This window comes from Herbidospora sp. RD11066, from assembly GCF_054661255.1.
The window spans coordinates 248515-264281 of record NZ_BAAGDO010000005.1 but is presented as its reverse complement, the minus strand read 5'-3'; the positions used below and the strand labels follow the sequence as shown (position 1 = coordinate 264281).

General features: G+C 69.6%; 14 protein-coding genes. 8 read left to right on the top strand and 6 right to left on the bottom strand.

What is annotated here, in order from left to right; genetic code table 11:
* Positions 1–53: 53 nt before the first annotated feature.
* From ACYQ78_RS21490 to ACYQ78_RS21480, 3 genes are read right to left on the bottom strand one after another with little or no spacing between them, the layout of a single operon-like run.
* Positions 54–902 (bottom strand): TatD family hydrolase, encoded by an 849-nt coding sequence (locus ACYQ78_RS21490; protein ID WP_459802661.1) that lies wholly within the window; start codon positions 900–902, stop codon positions 54–56.
* Positions 902–2686, bottom strand: a complete 1785-nt coding sequence (gene metG / locus ACYQ78_RS21485) for a methionine--tRNA ligase (RefSeq protein ID WP_459802660.1) — start codon at positions 2684–2686, stop codon at positions 902–904. Before metG ends, ACYQ78_RS21490 begins: the two co-directional genes overlap by 1 nt.
* A gap of 23 nt (positions 2687–2709) precedes the next feature.
* Positions 2710–3927 carry a glycosyltransferase family 2 protein gene (locus ACYQ78_RS21480; protein ID WP_459802659.1) on the bottom strand — a complete coding sequence of 406 codons (1218 nt, stop codon included), beginning with the start codon at positions 3925–3927 and terminating at the stop codon, positions 2710–2712.
* A 113-nt stretch (positions 3928–4040) separates the two neighbouring features.
* On the opposite strand from ACYQ78_RS21480, the gene ACYQ78_RS21475 reads away from it, so the two are divergent.
* Positions 4041–5534, top strand: a complete 1494-nt coding sequence (locus ACYQ78_RS21475) for a hypothetical protein (RefSeq protein WP_459802658.1) — start codon at positions 4041–4043, stop codon at positions 5532–5534.
* Positions 5535–5544: 10 nt separating this feature from the next.
* Here ACYQ78_RS21475 and rsmI read toward each other — a convergent pair whose 3' ends face one another.
* Positions 5545–6375 (bottom strand): 16S rRNA (cytidine(1402)-2'-O)-methyltransferase, encoded by an 831-nt coding sequence (gene rsmI / locus ACYQ78_RS21470; protein WP_459802657.1) that lies wholly within the window; start codon positions 6373–6375, stop codon positions 5545–5547.
* Between the two features lie 206 nt (positions 6376–6581).
* Between rsmI and ACYQ78_RS21465 the strand changes: the two genes are divergently transcribed.
* The 4 genes from ACYQ78_RS21465 (at position 6582) to ACYQ78_RS21450 (ending at position 11189) form a co-directional block, all read left to right on the top strand.
* Positions 6582–8186, top strand: a complete 1605-nt coding sequence (locus ACYQ78_RS21465; protein ID WP_459802656.1) for a dolichyl-phosphate-mannose--protein mannosyltransferase — start codon at positions 6582–6584, stop codon at positions 8184–8186.
* A gap of 100 nt (positions 8187–8286) precedes the next feature.
* Positions 8287–9615 (top strand): hypothetical protein, encoded by a 1329-nt coding sequence (locus ACYQ78_RS21460; RefSeq protein WP_459802655.1) that lies wholly within the window; start codon positions 8287–8289, stop codon positions 9613–9615.
* Between the two features lie 51 nt (positions 9616–9666).
* Complete coding sequence (locus ACYQ78_RS21455; protein WP_459802654.1) at positions 9667–10161, top strand: sigma-70 family RNA polymerase sigma factor; 495 nt, start codon at positions 9667–9669, stop codon at positions 10159–10161.
* Positions 10158–11189, top strand: coding sequence for a hypothetical protein (locus tag ACYQ78_RS21450; protein WP_459802653.1), 1032 nt, complete (start codon positions 10158–10160; stop codon positions 11187–11189). Before ACYQ78_RS21455 ends, ACYQ78_RS21450 begins: the two co-directional genes overlap by 4 nt.
* Positions 11190–11193: 4 nt before the next feature.
* On the opposite strand, the gene ACYQ78_RS21445 is transcribed toward ACYQ78_RS21450, so the two are convergent.
* Positions 11194–12264, bottom strand: a complete 1071-nt coding sequence (locus tag ACYQ78_RS21445; protein WP_459802652.1) for a calcium:cation antiporter — start codon at positions 12262–12264, stop codon at positions 11194–11196.
* Complete coding sequence (locus ACYQ78_RS21440; RefSeq protein ID WP_459802651.1) at positions 12264–13106, bottom strand: BUD32 family EKC/KEOPS complex subunit; 843 nt, start codon at positions 13104–13106, stop codon at positions 12264–12266. The genes ACYQ78_RS21445 and ACYQ78_RS21440 overlap by 1 nt, the downstream gene beginning before the upstream one ends.
* 128 nt (positions 13107–13234) lie before the next feature.
* Here ACYQ78_RS21440 and ACYQ78_RS21435 point away from each other — a divergent pair, with 128 nt between their 5' ends.
* The 3 genes from ACYQ78_RS21435 to ACYQ78_RS21425 all read left to right on the top strand — a co-directional run bounded on the left by ACYQ78_RS21435 (position 13235) and on the right by ACYQ78_RS21425 (position 15735).
* A complete protein-coding gene (locus ACYQ78_RS21435) occupies positions 13235–14650 on the top strand; it encodes an NBR1-Ig-like domain-containing protein (RefSeq protein ID WP_459802650.1) in 1416 nt (471 codons plus the stop codon).
* Between the two features lie 120 nt (positions 14651–14770).
* A complete protein-coding gene (locus tag ACYQ78_RS21430) occupies positions 14771–15184 on the top strand; it encodes a spore-associated protein A (protein ID WP_459802649.1) in 414 nt (137 codons plus the stop codon).
* Positions 15185–15321: 137 nt separating this feature from the next.
* On the top strand, positions 15322–15735 hold the full coding sequence (locus tag ACYQ78_RS21425) for a spore-associated protein A (protein WP_459802648.1): 414 nt from the start codon (positions 15322–15324) through the stop codon (positions 15733–15735).
* The last annotated feature ends 32 nt before the right edge of the window (positions 15736–15767 follow it).

The window sequence follows — 15767 nt, the reverse complement described above, 5'->3', positions numbered from 1 at the left end:
ATGCGTCCTTCCGGAAGCGCCATGGTCAACTCACACCGTACCGTGACATTGCATTACCAATCACCGAAAACGCGCGGACCGTTCGCGTTAATGATCTCGGCCAGCGCCTCGGGCGCCATGTCCTTCACTTCGGCCAGGCAGCGCAGCGTCAGCGGGATCAGATAGGGCGCGTTGGGCTTGCCCCGGTGGGGGGTCGGCGGCAGATAGGGCGCGTCGGTCTCGACCAGGATCAGCGACGGCGGCGCGACCTTCGCGGCTTCGCGCAGGTAGGCGGCGTTCTTGTAGGTGACGGGGCCGGAGAACGACATGTAGTAACCGGCCTCGACGCAGCGCTTGGCCATGTCGGCGTCGCCCGAGTAGCTGTGGAAGACGACCACGTCGGGGGCGCCCTCGGAGGCGAGGACGTCGAGAACCGCGTCGTGGGCGTCGCGGTCGTGGATGACCAGCGCCTTGCCGGTGCGCTTGGCGATCTCGATGTGCGCCCGGAACGAAGCCTGTTGATCTTCGACAGAGGCCCAGTCGCGGAAGAAGTCGAGCCCGGTCTCTCCGACGGCCCGTACATGATCCAAACGGGCCAGGGCCTCGATCTGGCCGAGCACCTCGGGCGTCGCCGCGTGGGCCTCGTTGGGGTGGATCGCCACGCCCGCGAAGACACTCTCGTGGTCGCGGGCGATCTCGGCGCCCCACTCGGAACTGCGCAGGTCGTAGCCGATCGTGACCAGGCGGGTCACCCCGACCGACCGGGCCTCGTCGACGATGCGATCCACGCTCGCCCCGGCCGCCTCGGCGGCCAGGGCGACGGGGTCACCCGACGACGCCTTGCGCTCCCCGACCATGATGTCGAGGTGGCAGTGGCTGTCGAACACCTCGGCGCCGAGCGCCTCGGGCAGCAGAACGGACATCACTTGTCTTCCAGCCGAGCCAGTTCCTCATCGACGATCTTCGGGTCGAGCTTGGCGAACAGCGGCTTCGGCGGCGCCAGCGGGGTGCCCGCCTGGATGGGCTTGTGCTCCCAGCGCGCGGAGTCGTTGTAGTCGCCGGTGATCACCGGGTAGGACCGGCCGCCCTGCTCGTCGACCTCGCGGATCTCCGGCATGCCCGTCCAGACCCCCTGGCCGCCGAGCATCTCGTGGATCTTGTTGGACGACGTGGGCAGGAACGGCGTGAGCAGCGTCTTGGCGTCGTCGACCACCTGGAGCGCGACGTGCAGGATCGTGCCCTGGCGCACGTCGTCGTCCTTGATCTTCCAGGGCTCCTGCTCGGCGAGGTAGCGGTTGGCGTCGCGGACGACGTCGAACGCCTCGGTCACCGCGTTCTTGAACCGCGACCGCCCCAGCTCGGCGCCGACCGCCGGGAAGGCCGACTTCGACCGCTCAAGAAGGGCCCGGTCGGCGTCGGTCAGGTCGACCGCGTCGGGGACCCGGCCGAAGTTCTTCGAGGCCATCGAGATCGACCGGTTGACCAGGTTGCCCCAGGCCGCGACCAGCTCGCCGTTGTTCCGGTTGAGGAACTCCGACCAGGTGAAGTCGGTGTCCTGGTTCTCCGGCCCGGCGACCGAGATGTAGTAGCGCAGCGCGTCGGCGGAGTAGCGCTCAAGGAAGTCGCGTACGTAGATCACGACCGACCGCGAGGAGGAGAACTTGCGCCCCTCCATGGTCAGGAACTCACTCGACACCACCTCGGACGGCAGGTCGAGCCGCCCCAGCGACCCGGCGGAGCCGTCGCGGGCACCCTCTCCGTTGTAGCCGAGCAGCATCGCCGGCCAGATCTCGGAGTGGAAGACGATGTTGTCCTTGCCCATGAAGTAGTAACCACGGGCGTCGGGGTTCTGCCACCAGGCGCGCCACGCGTCGGGGTCGCCCGACCGGCGGGCCCACTCGATCGAGGCGCTCAGATAGCCGATGACCGCGTCGAACCAGACGTAGAGGCGCTTGTCGTTGCGGTCGCTCCACCCGTCGAGCGGGATCGGCACACCCCAGTCGAGGTCACGGCTGATCGCCCGGGGCTGCAGGTCGCCCAGCAGGTTGAGCGAGAACTTCAGCACGTTGGGCCGCCACTCGCCCTGCTTGCCCTGCAGCCAGGTGCCGAGCGCGTCGGCGAAGGCCGGGAGGTCGAGCATGAAGTGCTCGGTCTCGATGAACTTCGGCGTCTCGCCGTTGATCTTCGACTTGGGGTTGATCAGCTCGATCGGGTCGAGCTGGTTGCCGCAGTTGTCGCACTGGTCGCCCCGCGCGCCGTCGTAACCGCAGATGGGGCAGGTGCCCTCGATGTAGCGGTCGGGAAGAGTGCGCCCCGTCGACGGGGAGACCGCGCCCATCGTGGTCTTCGGGAAGATGTAGCCGTTCTTGTGCAGCCCGAGGAAGATCTCCTGGGCGACGGCGTAGTGGTTGAGCGTGGTCGTGCGGGTGAACAGGTCGTAGGAGAGACCGAGGGCCGTCAGGTCTTCGGCGATGACCCGGTTGTAACGGTCGGCGAGCTCCCGGGCGGTGACGCCCTCCTTGTCGGCCTGGACCTGGATCGGCGTGCCGTGCTCGTCGGTGCCGGAGACCATCAGCACCTTGTTGCCCGCCATCCGCTGGTAGCGGCTGAAGACGTCGGACGGCACGCCGAACCCGGAGACGTGCCCGATGTGGCGTGGCCCGTTGGCGTAGGGCCACGCGACGGCGGTCAAGATGTGCTGAGACATGCCTCAAGCCTAGAGGCATCCGACTACAACGTCGGCTGCTTATTGACCGCCTCGGCCGCTTCCTCGGCGGCGGAGGCCGCGATGTCGGCAGGGGTCTCGCGGGAGCGGCGGATGCCCAGGATCGAGATGAACAGCGAGGCGAAGATCGTCTGGAAGCTCATGATGAAGGCGGTCGCCGACGGGACGACCAGGCGCAGTGACTCGGCCGGGATCAGCGGGCCGAAGCCCCGGTCGCCCCAGTGGGCCAGTGAGGCCACCAGGCCGACCAGACCGGCGACGGCCAGCAGGCCGCCGATGATCAGGCCGCGCTCCAGGGTCACGATGTCGATCAGCTTCTTGATGCGCGGCGACTCTGGCAGGAAGCCCTCTTCTGCCGCGTACACCTTCGTGAACAGGGCGAACAGCACCGCTTGGAAGCCGATCACCACCATCGCCGACGCTCCCACGAGGGTGTCGACGTCGAAGGCGAGCTGGCCGATGTGGACGGCGCCGAACGTCAGAGCCGTACCGGCGACCAGACCGAAGATCATCAGGGCCAGGCCGGGGATGAAGAACAGCCAGCGAGGGCTGTAGAGGAGCAGGAAGCGCAGGTGGCGCCAGCCGTCGCGCCAAGAGCGCAGGTGCGGCGGGCGGGAGCGGCCGTCGGGGGCCAGGGTCGTCGGGACCTCGCGCACGTCGAGGCCCTGGAGGGTGGCCTTGACGACCATCTCGGAGGCGAACTCCATGCCGCCGGTCTGGAGGCCCAGCCGCAGGATCGAGTCGCGACGGAACCCGCGCAGGCCGCAGTGGAAGTCCTGGATCGCGCTCGGGAAGAACAGGCGGCCCACGAACGACAGCACCGGGTTGCCCAGGTAGCGGTGGAGCGGGGGCATCGCGCCGGGGGCGATGCCGCCCCGGAAGCGGTTGCCCATCACCAGTTCGCCGCCCTTGCGGAGCTCCTCGACGAAGGGCATGAGGTTGGTGAAGTCGTAGGAGTCGTCGGCGTCGCCCATGATCACGTATTTGCCGCGCGCGGCGCGGATGCCGCCGATCAGGGCGTTGCCGTAGCCCTTCTGGTCGATGTGGACCACTCGGGCGCCCGCGTCACGGGCCAATTGCTGCGAGCCGTCGGTGCTGCCGTTGTCGGCGATCACCACTTCGCCGTCGATCCCGTTTTCGTGCATGCAGGCCAGGGCCTTGCGGACGCACACCTCCACGGTCTCCGCCTCGTTGAGGCACGGCATGACCACTGTCAGTTCCACGTTCGTTACCCCTGCCGTTTACACCTGTGATCGCCGGTCATGAATCAGACCATGATGCCGTCTGCCCCATGGGGGGCGGGTCAAGTCCCGAAAACCCCTGGCATTCTGTAACCATGGTCGCGGTCGCGGAACCCGCCGTCACAGGCGCCCCCCAGGTCACCTGGAAGGAGCGTCTCGTCGTCACGCTGCGCAATCATCGCTGGTTCGCCGCCGCGCTCGCGGCCGGCGCGCTCCTGCGGCTCGTCACGATGCTCGGCTTCGGCCCGGCGATGTGGTTCAACGACTCCTACGACTACGTGTCGGTCGCGCTCCACCCGAGGCCCCATCCGATCAGACCGGATGGCTATGCCTTCTGGCTGCTGCTGCTCCGACCTTTTCACAGCTTCACCTTGGTTGTCTTCACGCAACACCTGATGGGCCTGGCAACGGCCGGGTTGATCTATGCGCTGCTGGTCAAAAGGTTCGCCATGGCGGGGTGGGCGGCGGCTCTGGCCACCGTCCCGGTGCTGTTCGACGCCTACCAGATCCAGCTCGAAACGCTGATCATGAGCGACGCCATGTTCATCCTGCTGGTCACCGGGGTGATCACGCTGGTGCTCTGGCACCGGTCGATGACGTGGAAGGTGGGCGCGGCGGTCGGCGGCCTGCTCGCGCTGACCGCGCTGACCCGCAGCATCGGGCTGCCGATCCTGGCGCTCGTGGTGGCGTTCATGCTGATCAAGCGGGTCGGCTGGAAGCCGATCGCGGCGATGCTCACGACGTGCGCGATCCCGGTCGTCGGCTACATGGGCTGGTTCGCGGCGGTCAACGGCCCGTTCGCGATGACCCAGAGCGACGGCGTGATCCTCTACATGCGCACGGCGCTGTTCGCCGACTGCGGCAAGATGGGCCTCGACCCGCGCGAAGACCTCGACCTGGCGCTGCTGTGCATCAACACGCCGGTCGGCAAGCGCGAGAAGTCGGCGCAGGCCTACCTGTGGTGGGACAACGAGAACCAGCTCCACGTCTTCGGCGCGGGCCGCAAGTTCGACGCCGAGACCAACCGCATCGCGAGCGAGTTCGCCAAGCGCGCGATCATGACCCAGCCGGTCGACTACCTGGGCGCCGTCGCGAAGGACTTCTTCCGCGCCTTCCAGTGGGGCCGCCCCGTCTTCCCCGACGCCAAAACCTTCGGCCTGTACGAATTCAGCAACAACACCACCACCAAGCTCCCCCAATGGAGCTCCTACCGGGGCACCACCAACGGCGACGCCACGCGTTTCGAAAACGGCGAGGCCGCCACGGTGAAGGCGGCGCCGTTCTCGACCTTCATGGTGAGCTACCAGTCGGTGGTCCGGCTGCCCGGCACGATCCTCGGGTTGCTGCTGCTGGTGGGCCTGGTGGGTGTCGTCCAGCGCTGGCGGACTCTGGGCGGTCCGGTGCTGCTGCCGTGGCTCGGCGCGGTCGGGCTGGTGCTGGCCCCGGCGGCCACCGCCGAGTTCGACTACCGCTACCTGCTCCCGGCGGTCCCGCTGGCCTGCCTGGCGGCGGCGATCACCCTGCGGAACGCGCGGCTCCCGAAGAGGCGCGCAGAAGACCCGGTCGCGGCCGAACCCGTCGCCTCATAAGAGCGGCTTCTCACCCGCCGGAGTGGACCGCGTTGTAGAGGTCTCGCTTGGACACACCGGCATCCTTCGCCACGTCGGCGATGGCCTGCTTGCGGGTCACCCCGGTCGCCTCCAACCTGGCGACCTCGCCGAGAAGATCGTCCACAGAGATCTCGCGCGGAACCGCCCCGGTGATCACGATCGTGATCTCGCCCTTGGCGCCGGGAGCCCACGCGGCGAGTTCGGCCAGGCCGCCGCGCCGCACCTCTTCATAGGTCTTGGTGAGCTCGCGGCACACCGCGGCCTCGCGGTCGCCGCCGAACGCCTCGGCCATCGCCAGCAGCGCGGCCTCCAGCCGGTGGGGCGCCTCGAAGAACACCATCGTGCGCTCCTCGTCGGCCAGCTTCTCCAGCCGCCGCGACCGGTCACCGGCCTTGCGGGGCAGGAACCCCTCGAAGCAGAACCGGTCGCTGGGCAGCCCCGAGATGGCGAGCGCGGTCGTGACGGCGGACGGACCGGCGAGCGCGGTCACCCGCACCCCGGCGTCGACCGCGAGTCTGGTCAGGCGGTAGCCGGGGTCGGACACGCCCGGCATGCCCGCATCGGTGATGACCAGCACCTTCTGGCCGTCGAGCAGGTGACCGAGCAGTTCCTTGGCCCGCGCGATCTCGTTCTGCTCGTAGTAGGAGACGACACGCCCGGTGATCTCGGCCTCGATGTCGTGGGCGAGCCGCCGCAGCCGCCGGGTGTCCTCGGCGGCGATCACGTCGGCGCTCTCCAGAGCGGCCCGCAGCCGCGGCGAGGCGTCACCCGCCTGCCCGATGGGAGCACCGGCCAGCACGAGGGTTCCGAATTCCGTCACCCCCTCAGTATGAAAGGTTCACACGCCCTGTTTTTCTGCCGCGCCTCCGGCACGGCGGTCCTCGCGCTCAAATCCGGCTTCTTCCCTCCTCCGCTCTGGTCGCTGCGCTCCCGGCGCTCCGTCAGTCCAGAAACCGGCGCGCTGCGGCGCGGGGAATCGGGGTGTTCGTCGTGTTCGTGACGGCGTGTCGCCAGTAATGTGTCGGCGTGGCCGTGACCGATTTCGCTGACAAGGCGCCCGAACAGCCCGATCCCAAGGAGCGTGAGCTCTCGGTGCGCGAGCGGCTGGTGCCGCCGATGCCGGCCGATGGGCTGTGGGCCTGGCTCGGCCCCCTCATCATCGCCATCTTCGGCGGGTTCCTGCGGTTCGACCGCCTCGAGGTGCCGAAGGCGGTGGTCTTCGACGAGACCTACTACGCCAAAGACGCCTGGTCGACCCTGAAATACGGCGTCGAGACCCAGTTCCTCGACGGCGACGCGGCCAACCAGGCGATGTTGAGCGGGAACGACAACATCTTCAAGACCTGTCAGAACATCTCCGACTGCGCCTCCTATGTCGTCCACCCGCCGCTGGGCAAGTGGATGATCGGCCTGGGCGAGTGGATGTTCGGGCTGAACCCGTTCGGCTGGCGGTTCGCCGCGGCGCTGCTCGGCACGATCTCGATCTTCCTGCTGGCCCGGCTGGCCCGCCGGATGACCCGCTCGACCCTGCTGGGCTGCCTGGCCGGGTTCCTGCTGGCGGTCGACGGCCTCCACTTCGTGCTGTCGCGCACCGCCCTGCTCGACATCTTCCTGATGTTCTGGCTGCTGGCCGGGTTCGCCTGCCTGGTCGTCGACCGCGACAAGTCCCGCGAACGGCTGGCCGACTGGTACGAGAACTCGCCGATCGGCGACCTGGGCCCCCGGCTCGGGCTGCGCCCGTGGCGGCTGGCGGCGGGCCTGTGCCTGGGCGCCGCACTGGCCACCAAGTGGACCGGCATCCTGTTCATCGCCGCGTTCGGCATCATGACGGCCCTGTGGGACCTCGGCGCCCGCCGCGCGGTCGGCCTGCGCCGCCCGGTGCTGGCGACGCTCCGGCTCGACGTCCCGCTCGCGTTCGCCTGGGTCGCGATCATGTCCCTGGTCGTGTACGTCGCCTCGTTCGCCGGCTGGTTCGCGAGTGACCGGGGCTACGGCCGCAACTGGGCCGAGGCGACGTCGAGCGGCTGGCCGAACTGGGTGTTCAGTTCGATCCGGTCGTGGGTCGACTACCAGACCCAGATCCTGTCGTTCCACACCGGCCTGGAGACCACCCACCCCTACCAGTCGCAACCGTGGCAGTGGCCGCTGCTCACCCGCCCTGTCGCGTTCTTCTACGAGTCGCCGTCGGGCTGCGACGCCGACAGTTGCTCGCAGGCGGTGCTCGGCACCGGCACCCCGATCATCTGGTACGCCGGTCTGGCCGCTCTGATCGCGATGATCGCCTGGTACGTCGCCACCCGCGACTGGCGGGCCGGGGCCGTGCTGCTGGGCTACGCGGCGGGCTGGCTGCCCTGGTTCTACTTCGCCTGGGCCGACAACCGCACGATGTTCCTCTTCTACGCCATCCCGATGGTCCCGTTCATGATCTTGGCCATCGCACTGGCGGCGGGCCTGCTCATCGGCCCGGCCACCGCGCCGTTGCAGCGCCGCCGGACCGGCGCGATCGCGGTGGGCGTGTTCGCTCTGCTGGCGCTGGTGAACTTCTGGTGGCTCTATCCGGTGCTGTCGGCGGAACTTCTTCCGTACCAAGACTGGTATGACCGGATGTTGTACAAGAAGGGCTGGATCTGACCTCTGGCGGGCGGGTCCGTATCGTGAGTCACTAGGGGGGTGGTCCCGAGTGTCTCTCGGTCGTCGTCAACGGTGGGTGCCATACGGCAGACTGCGGGTCATGCCCGCACCTGACGTGGCGGCCCTCCTGGCCGAGCTGGAGCGAGCCGAGCCGGATGTCGCCGACTCGGCTCGAGTCGCCGTTGAGTGGCTCACCGGCGGCGAGGCGCTGGAGACGATCAGCCAGCTCGACGTCTGCGAGTTCCTCTGGTACGCCCTCCCGATCAAGGTGACGGGCGACCGGCAGGGCATCGCCCACGCGCTCGGCCGGCTGTTCGAGCTGGGCGGCATGGAGCGCTACGCCGCCCTGTGCGACTCACCGACCACGACCAGGATCCTGCGCGTCTACGCCCGCGACGGCGAGGAGGCCGGCACCGCCGCCTACCAGGACGCCGTGGAGACGACCGGAGTCCTGCCTCCCGACGTCCCGGAGCTCAGCTGGAGCTCCATCATGGGTCCGGAGGAACTGGGCGCCCACGTGGCCTGCGCGGCCGCGCTGGAGCTCGCCCTCGTGTCCGGCGAGCTCCCCCAACCGGCCGACAAGGCCTTCGCCAAGGGCCGCCTCGACCTCACCCGCCGCTGGCTGACCAGCCCCCGCCCCGAACTCGGCGGCGACTGCTGGCTCCACCGCGTCCACGGCGAACGCCTCAACCGCTGGGTCCTCGGCCGGGGCCGCCCCCGCCGGGAGCTCGCGCAGCCGTTCGAGGTGCGCCTGCACGCGCCCGTCGCCCCGCCCGACGAGCCTCACCTGGCGTCGCTGTGGTGGCTGCTCGACTGGGCCGAGACGGGCGGCGTGCCGCTGACCCAGAAGTTCAACGTGTCCCGCGCGCTGGTGATCGAGTCGGTCGAACTCTTCGGCTGGGACACGCTGAGCTCGGGCACCGTCCGGGGCGAGGCCGACGTGCCGACCCTGACGATGCTCCGCGAGATCGTCATGACCGACCTGAAGGCGGTGCGGCGCACCGGCCGCAAACTCGTGCTGACCCCTGCGGGCCGCAGGCTCGCCGACAACCCCGAGATCCTCTGGACCGCCGCCACCTCGGCCCTGCTCACCCCCGCCAAGGGCGAACACGACTTCGAGATCTCCATCCGCGAGTCGGCCCTGATGCTGCTGGCCGACGGCGCCGAATACACCTATCCCGACCTGTGCGAACGCGTCGCCGAAGTGGTCAACGGCGAGGGCTGGCGCTCGGCCGCCGGAGCCCAGGTGAGCGCCCGCGACCTGGGCGGCCCGATGGGCGAGTTCCAGCGGCGTCTCGACGCCCTCGACCTGCGGGTCTCCTGCGACTGGCGCTCGACCTGGCAGCTCACCCCGGTCGGCCAGGCCGCGGCCCTGTCGGCGCTGCGCACCCAGGCCCTCCGCCCGAGGCAGTACGCCGGATTGGGCTGACCCGAGCAGCGGATCGCGGGGGTCGCGCGTTCTATAGACATGACGGGTGACATGCTTCGGGACTTCGTGCCGCCGCCCGAAGTTCTGGTCACCCTCTATCGCGAGAACCGGCTCGACCTGATCCGGCTGGCGCTGCTGCTGGTCGGCGACCGGGAGACCGCGGAGGACGTCGTCCAAGACGTCTTCGCCCGGCTGCACGGGAGCAGGCCGGGCGTGCTGACCTTGGCCTATGTCCGAACCAGCGTGCTCAACGGGGCGCGCTCCGCGCTGCGGCGCCGCAGGGTGGCGTTCCAGAAACCACCCGCGGCGCTCATCCCGGAGGAGTCGGCGGAAGCCGCCGTGCTGCTGGGCGAGACCCGGCAGGAGGTGCTGACCGCCCTCAACCGGCTGCCCGCCCGGCAGCGGGAGACGCTGGTGCTGCGCTACTACCTCGACCTGTCCGACGGCGAGATCGCCGAGGTGACCGGCCTCCAGCCGAGCACGGTCCGGTCCACGGTCATGCGGGCGCTGATCCGCCTGGAACGCGAACTGAAGGCGTCGCCATGAGCCCCATCGAAGACCTCCTCCGAGACGCCCTCACGACGCGGGCCGCCACCGTCGCCGACGACGGCCTCCTCCACCCGCTGCCCGAACCGCGCCGGTCGTGGCTGGTCCGCTGGCGCGCGCCCCTCGCCGTCGCGGCCTGCCTCGCCGTCGTGGCGACCGGCCTCCTGCTCGGTGTACGCGGCCTCGCGCCCCAGCCCCTCCCCGCCGTCTCACCTCCACTCGCCCCCATCGATCAGGTGTGGCCGGAGGCCGTCCACGAGATCCCGGCCGAGGGGCCCGCCGGTCTCACGTTCACCCCCGCCGACGTCGCCGACGGCTCGGTCGTCGGCAAGGGCGAGCAGGAGACGATCCTCCGGTACGACCTGGCCACGCGCGCCTTCAATGTGGTGGCGACCGTGAACACGTACACGACGAATCTGGTCGCGGGCGGCGGATACGCCGCCTGGTGGTCGGGCGGCGCGCTCTGGTCGGCGCCGCTGACCGGCGGCGAGCCCCGGCGCCTGGCCGACGCCGGGGTCTCGCCGGTCTCGACGACCGGTCTCGTGATCGCCGGGGGCGCGGTGTTCTGGTCGACGCTGGACGAGGGCGTCCAGAGCGTCGCGCTGACCGGTGGGCCGATCGACAGGGTGCCCGATTCGGCCGGCTACGTGCTGATGGAGTGGCCGTGGGCTCTCCGGGCACCCGACCGGCTGCTCGACCTCCGCGACGGCACCCGCTCGACCGCGCCCCTCCCGCGCGGCCGGACCGTCTGGTTCGGCTGCGGCCCGGAATGGTGCGCCGACCTGCGGGAGGTGTGGCGCCGCGACGGCACGCTCACCCGGCCTCTCCCCGGGCGCCCGACGAGCCGGTTGTGGGGCTCCCACGTCGTCCACCTGATCGAGGACGACGCCTCGGCCCTCTACGACGTGCCGAGCGGCCGGTCGGGGCGGATCATGAACGACGCCGAGGGCATCCTGCTCGGCGACGAGGTCACGTGGTACCGCGCGGGCGACACGGTGACCGTCATCGACATGGACGCCCTGCGCTGACCCCTCACGGCACCGCCGCCAGGAACAGGTAGCTTCCGCACAGCGCGAGATGCACCCCGGCCTGCAGCAACGTCGCCCGTCCCGGCATGACGGTGAGCGTCCCGACGATCGCCGTGAGCACCAGCAGCACGATGTGCACCGAGCCGAGCCCCAGCGTCAGCGGCCCGGTCAGCCAGATCGACGCCACCGCGATCGTCGGAATGGTCAGCCCAATGCTGGCCATCGCCGACCCGAGGGCCAGGTTGAGGCTGATCTGCACCCGGTTGCGGCGCGCGTTCCTCGCGGCGGCCAGCGTCTCGGGCAGCAGCACCAGCAGCGCGATCACCACACCGACCACCGAGGCGGGCAGCCCGGCACCGGAGACGGCGTCCTCGATGGTCTTCGACTCGACCTTCGCCAGCCCCACGACCGCGACCAGCGCCACGACCAGCAGCCCGAGGCTGGTCAGCGCGGTCTTCGCCGAGGGCCCGTCCGCGTGGACGTCGTCGTCGCCCTCCGGCAGGAAGTAGTCCCGGTGCCGGATGTTCTGGACGAACACGAACAAGACGTACAGGCCGATGGACACCACGGCGGCGAAGGCGAGCTGCGGCCCCGAGAACTCCGGACCGGAGTTGCTGGTCGTGAACGTCGGCAGCACCAGCGACAGCGTCGCCAGCGTGATGACGGTGGCCAGCGCGGCGCCGGTCCCCTCGGGATTGAACGGCGCGGTCCCCCTGCGCAGGGCCGTGATCAGCAACGACAGCCCGACGATGCCGTTACAGGTGATCATCACCGCGGCGAAGACGGTGTCCCGCGCGAGCGTGGCGGCCCCCGGACCGCCCGAGACCATCAGCGTGACGATCAGCCCGACCTCGATGACGGTGACCGCGACGGCCAGGATCAGCGACCCGAACGGCTCCCCCACCCGATGCGCCACCACCTCGGCGTGGTGCACGGCCGCCAGCACGCACCCGGCCAGCAGCAACACGACCACCACCTCGACGAGCACCGGCAGGCTCCGCCCCCACACCGCGACGAGCGCGAGAAGGGACACGACGGGCACGATCGAGGCGGCCAGCCTGATCCGGGCGTTCATCAGACCTCCATCATCAGAGTGAGCGTCGTCTGAGCGTGCCGTTCGACGATCGCGGCGACATCGGCAGGGATGTCGGCGTCCCAGGTGTTCCAGGTGTCGCGGATCTGGCGCACCAGGCAGACGGCGGTGTAGTCGTGGTCATACCGGAGATGGGCCTCCAGGAACGCCCTCTCATCGGGCAAGAGATCGAACTCCGTGCTGAGAGCGAGCCCGAAGTCGGCGAAATAGAGCGACTCGCCATCGGTAAGGACATTGCGGAAATGGGCATCGAAATGGACGAGCCCACGCGCGCTCATGGCGTCACACCCCCGCCCGAGTTCCCGCTCCGCCCAGAGGTGCCGCGGCCGCTCGGCGAGCCAATCTCCCAGCGTGTACGGAACATGCTGCAGAAACAGCACCAGGCTGAACGACGCCCCGCCGATGGCTTCGAGCCGCCCCCGCACGGCCGGTGACCCCTTCCAGTGCGCGACCGCCCCGTCGATGCCGCCGAACTCGTCGGCGAACCCCTCGGGAGGCGAGTCGGGCAGCACCCGCCAGTGATAGAGCAGCGGAAACCCCTGGTAGCCGCCGTCGAGCACCCACCCGGTCGTCATCTCGTGAACGGCCAGCTCCCGCCACGCCGAGAACCCCGCCGAACCGAGCCCGTAGTGGTAGAAGGCGGGCAACCCGAACAGATTCGCCGTCGACCTGACGTTCTCGGGCCGCATCTCGAGATCGGTCAACGGGACCCGTTTGACGAAAACGGGCGTCCCTTCGATGTCGAGCGTGGCCGACCGCCCGCCGATCCCCGCGTCGTGCGCGGGCGCCCCCATCACACGATCGGCGAGGTCGTGGTCACTCATTTCCGACAAACGCGCCCGCACTGAACTCCCTGGCTTATCCACAGGTCGATTCTTCACTCCGCCGGGTCAAGCGCGGTGTTGGGTATTGTCGGCGGCCGAGTCGATGATCCAACGGGGCGGGGGGCCACTTGAGAGACGCACGCGGTGACCGGCGTGGACGCAGACCCCACCGCCCCGACCCCGACGCGGGCCCGGCCGAGGCCTTCGCCCACCAGCTGTGGCAGCTCAAACTGGCCGCGGGCGACCCGTCGTATGCCGAGATGTGCGACCACCTGGGTGCCGCGGCGTCGAAGTCGTCGTTGGCGGCGGCCGCCCAAGGGAAGTCGCTACCGAGCTGGGCGGTGACGTGGGAGTTCGTCCGGGTGCTCGCGGTGGGCCGGCTGGGCGGGGATCCGGCCGAGACGGAACGCGAGTGGCAGGCCCGCTGGCGCAAGGCTTTCGCCGCCATCACCCTGTCCTTCCCCGAGACCCAAACGCCCGGCGGCGCAGCGAGATCGGCAGCGTCTTCTCCAGAAGGCGGCACCCCCGGCACCTGGCCGTCGGCACCCACGCAGCCACCTCTCAACGCGGAGGCATCCACCGGCTCCGCATCACCCTCCCCGGAGACCGCCACCCTCGGTGGCGCGGCGATGGTTCCCGACTCCACGTCGCTGGTCCCAGAAGCCGTAGTCGCCGGCAGCACGGTGGCAGATCCCGATCCCGCCGGGCGTATGACGCCGCCATCCCCTGGTGCGGGGGCGTCCGCCAGATCCGCGTTGCCTCTCACTAGCGGCGCTCCATCGGCTCCCAGAGTTTCTGATGGCATCGCGCCGTCGTTCTCAAGCTTCGCGCCATCCCCCGAAGTCGCGGCGTCCTCGCCGCCGGTCTCCGAGGTTCCTGGCGGCGCTGGTCATCCGGCTCGGGACGCGAAGGTACCTGCGGAGACCGGGCTCGGTCGGCTGACGGTGGGCGGTGCCGGAGCGGTTCCGGATGTGTTCGCAGCGCCCTTGCCGGAGGGGAATGTTCCCGTTCGTGGCACGCCGGATGCGGGCGTTCTCACCGGGGTCGCGGTGCCCTCTTTGGAGGCGGAGGTCCGTGTTGTGCCGGCGGCTCGGCGGGTGCGGCGGCGGGTGCTCGCGGTGGCCGTTGTCGCGGTCGCGGTGGCCGTCGCGGGGGTGTTCCTGTTCAGCGGCCGCCCGCCGGAGAGGTCGGTGCCGACGCCCATTCCGTTGGACGAGTCGGTCTTCGAAGGAGACATCACCGTGCCCGACGGGACCCTGGTCGCGAAGGGGGAGACGTTCGAGAAGGTGTGGCGGATCAAGAACGTCGGCAAGGTCGAGTGGGACGGGCGTTTCCTCATGCGGGTGAACGACACCGTCTGCACCGCGCCCAGGAAGGTCGGGATCCCGTACACGCCGCCGGGGCAGTCGGTGGACATCCGGGTGCCGGTGCAGGCGCCGGAGACCGTCGGCGAATGCAAGATCTTCTGGAAGATGGTGGACGCGGAAGGCCGCCTCCTGTTCCCCGACAAGCGTCCGATCTTCCTGGACGTCCGGGTGGGCTGACCTGCGGTTTATTTGTCCAATGTCCAGTGGACAAATATCGGACGAAGATCGCTGGAAGTGGCGGGAGGCGGCGTGCCAGCGTGAAGGGCAAGGACCTCTCAACGGAAAGGGATCTTTGTCGTGCTCATCCTGAGGAAGGTCGCCTCACTCGGACTCACGACCGCCGCGGTCGTCGCCGCCGCCGTCGTGGGCATGGCGACGCCCGCGTCCGCCGCGCTCTACGGCGGGCAGTGCGGCTCCGGCTACAACCTCGTCAACGTCCGCGACTTCCCCGACATGCGCGGGACGGTCTATCTGACCTACAACGCCTCCACCGGCAAGAACTGCGTCGTCACCATCCGCGAGAAGCCGGGCGCCGCGACGCTGATGGAGGCCTACATCCGCCGCACCGGCACGACCACGTGGGTGAAGGAGAGCGACAACTTCACCACCTACGCCGGCCCGGTCTACCTGTCGGCGGCGGGCTCGTGCGTCGACTGGGGCGGCACGATCGGCACCGCCAGCGTCGGCCGCACGGGCACCAACTGCGGCTGACCCTCCACCCGGTCAACTCGCGCGGCGCGGTGTCCGCACGCGCATCAGTGTCGAACCGCGTTCGGAGCCGGAGGTCTGGCTCGCATCGCCGGGCGTCCATCGCAAGGCATCTGTATCGAAGCATTGGAAGGGGACCAATGAAACTCGTCAAGAAGGCCACCATCACCGCCGCCTGCGCCACCGCCGTGCTGGCCGCGACCCTCACCTCGGCCCAGCCGGCCATGGCCGCCTCGTACGGCGGGGAGTGCGGCGCCGGTTACGGGGTCGTCAACTCGGCGCCGATCGGGACCAAGGGGACGGTGTTCCTGACGTACAGCTCCACGACGGGGAAGAACTGCGTCGTCGCCAAGCGGAACAGCGTCGGCTCCGCGGTCCTCATCGAGGCCGGCCTGGGGCTCAACCCGGTCGGCAGCCACTGGCCCCAGTACGAAGGCGACTACTTCACCTCCTACGCGGGCCCGATCTACATCTCGGCGGCGGGCAGGTGTGTCGACTGGATGGGCCGCATCACCGGCACCGAGGGCGGCAAGCGCCGCACGAACTGCGGCTGACCTGACGAACAGCCCACGGGGGCCGGTGGCCT

What these genes read in the sequence shown, in the direction of transcription:
- ACYQ78_RS21425 (WP_459802648.1), top strand. Translation starts at nt 15,322, where the DNA reads ATGAAACTCGTCAAGAAGGCCACCATCACCGCCGCCTGCGCCACCGCC.
- metG (WP_459802660.1), bottom strand. Translation starts at nt 2,686, where the DNA reads ATGTCTCAGCACATCTTGACCGCCGTCGCGTGGCCCTACGCCAACGGG.
- ACYQ78_RS21440 (WP_459802651.1), bottom strand. Translation starts at nt 13,106, where the DNA reads ATGAGTGACCACGACCTCGCCGATCGTGTGATGGGGGCGCCCGCGCAC.
- ACYQ78_RS21450 (WP_459802653.1), top strand. Translation starts at nt 10,158, where the DNA reads ATGAGCCCCATCGAAGACCTCCTCCGAGACGCCCTCACGACGCGGGCC.
- ACYQ78_RS21460 (WP_459802655.1), top strand. Translation starts at nt 8,287, where the DNA reads ATGCCCGCACCTGACGTGGCGGCCCTCCTGGCCGAGCTGGAGCGAGCC.
- ACYQ78_RS21490 (WP_459802661.1), bottom strand. Translation starts at nt 902, where the DNA reads ATGTCCGTTCTGCTGCCCGAGGCGCTCGGCGCCGAGGTGTTCGACAGC.
- ACYQ78_RS21445 (WP_459802652.1), bottom strand. Translation starts at nt 12,264, where the DNA reads ATGAACGCCCGGATCAGGCTGGCCGCCTCGATCGTGCCCGTCGTGTCC.
- ACYQ78_RS21455 (WP_459802654.1), top strand. Translation starts at nt 9,667, where the DNA reads ATGCTTCGGGACTTCGTGCCGCCGCCCGAAGTTCTGGTCACCCTCTAT.
- ACYQ78_RS21475 (WP_459802658.1), top strand. Translation starts at nt 4,041, where the DNA reads ATGGTCGCGGTCGCGGAACCCGCCGTCACAGGCGCCCCCCAGGTCACC.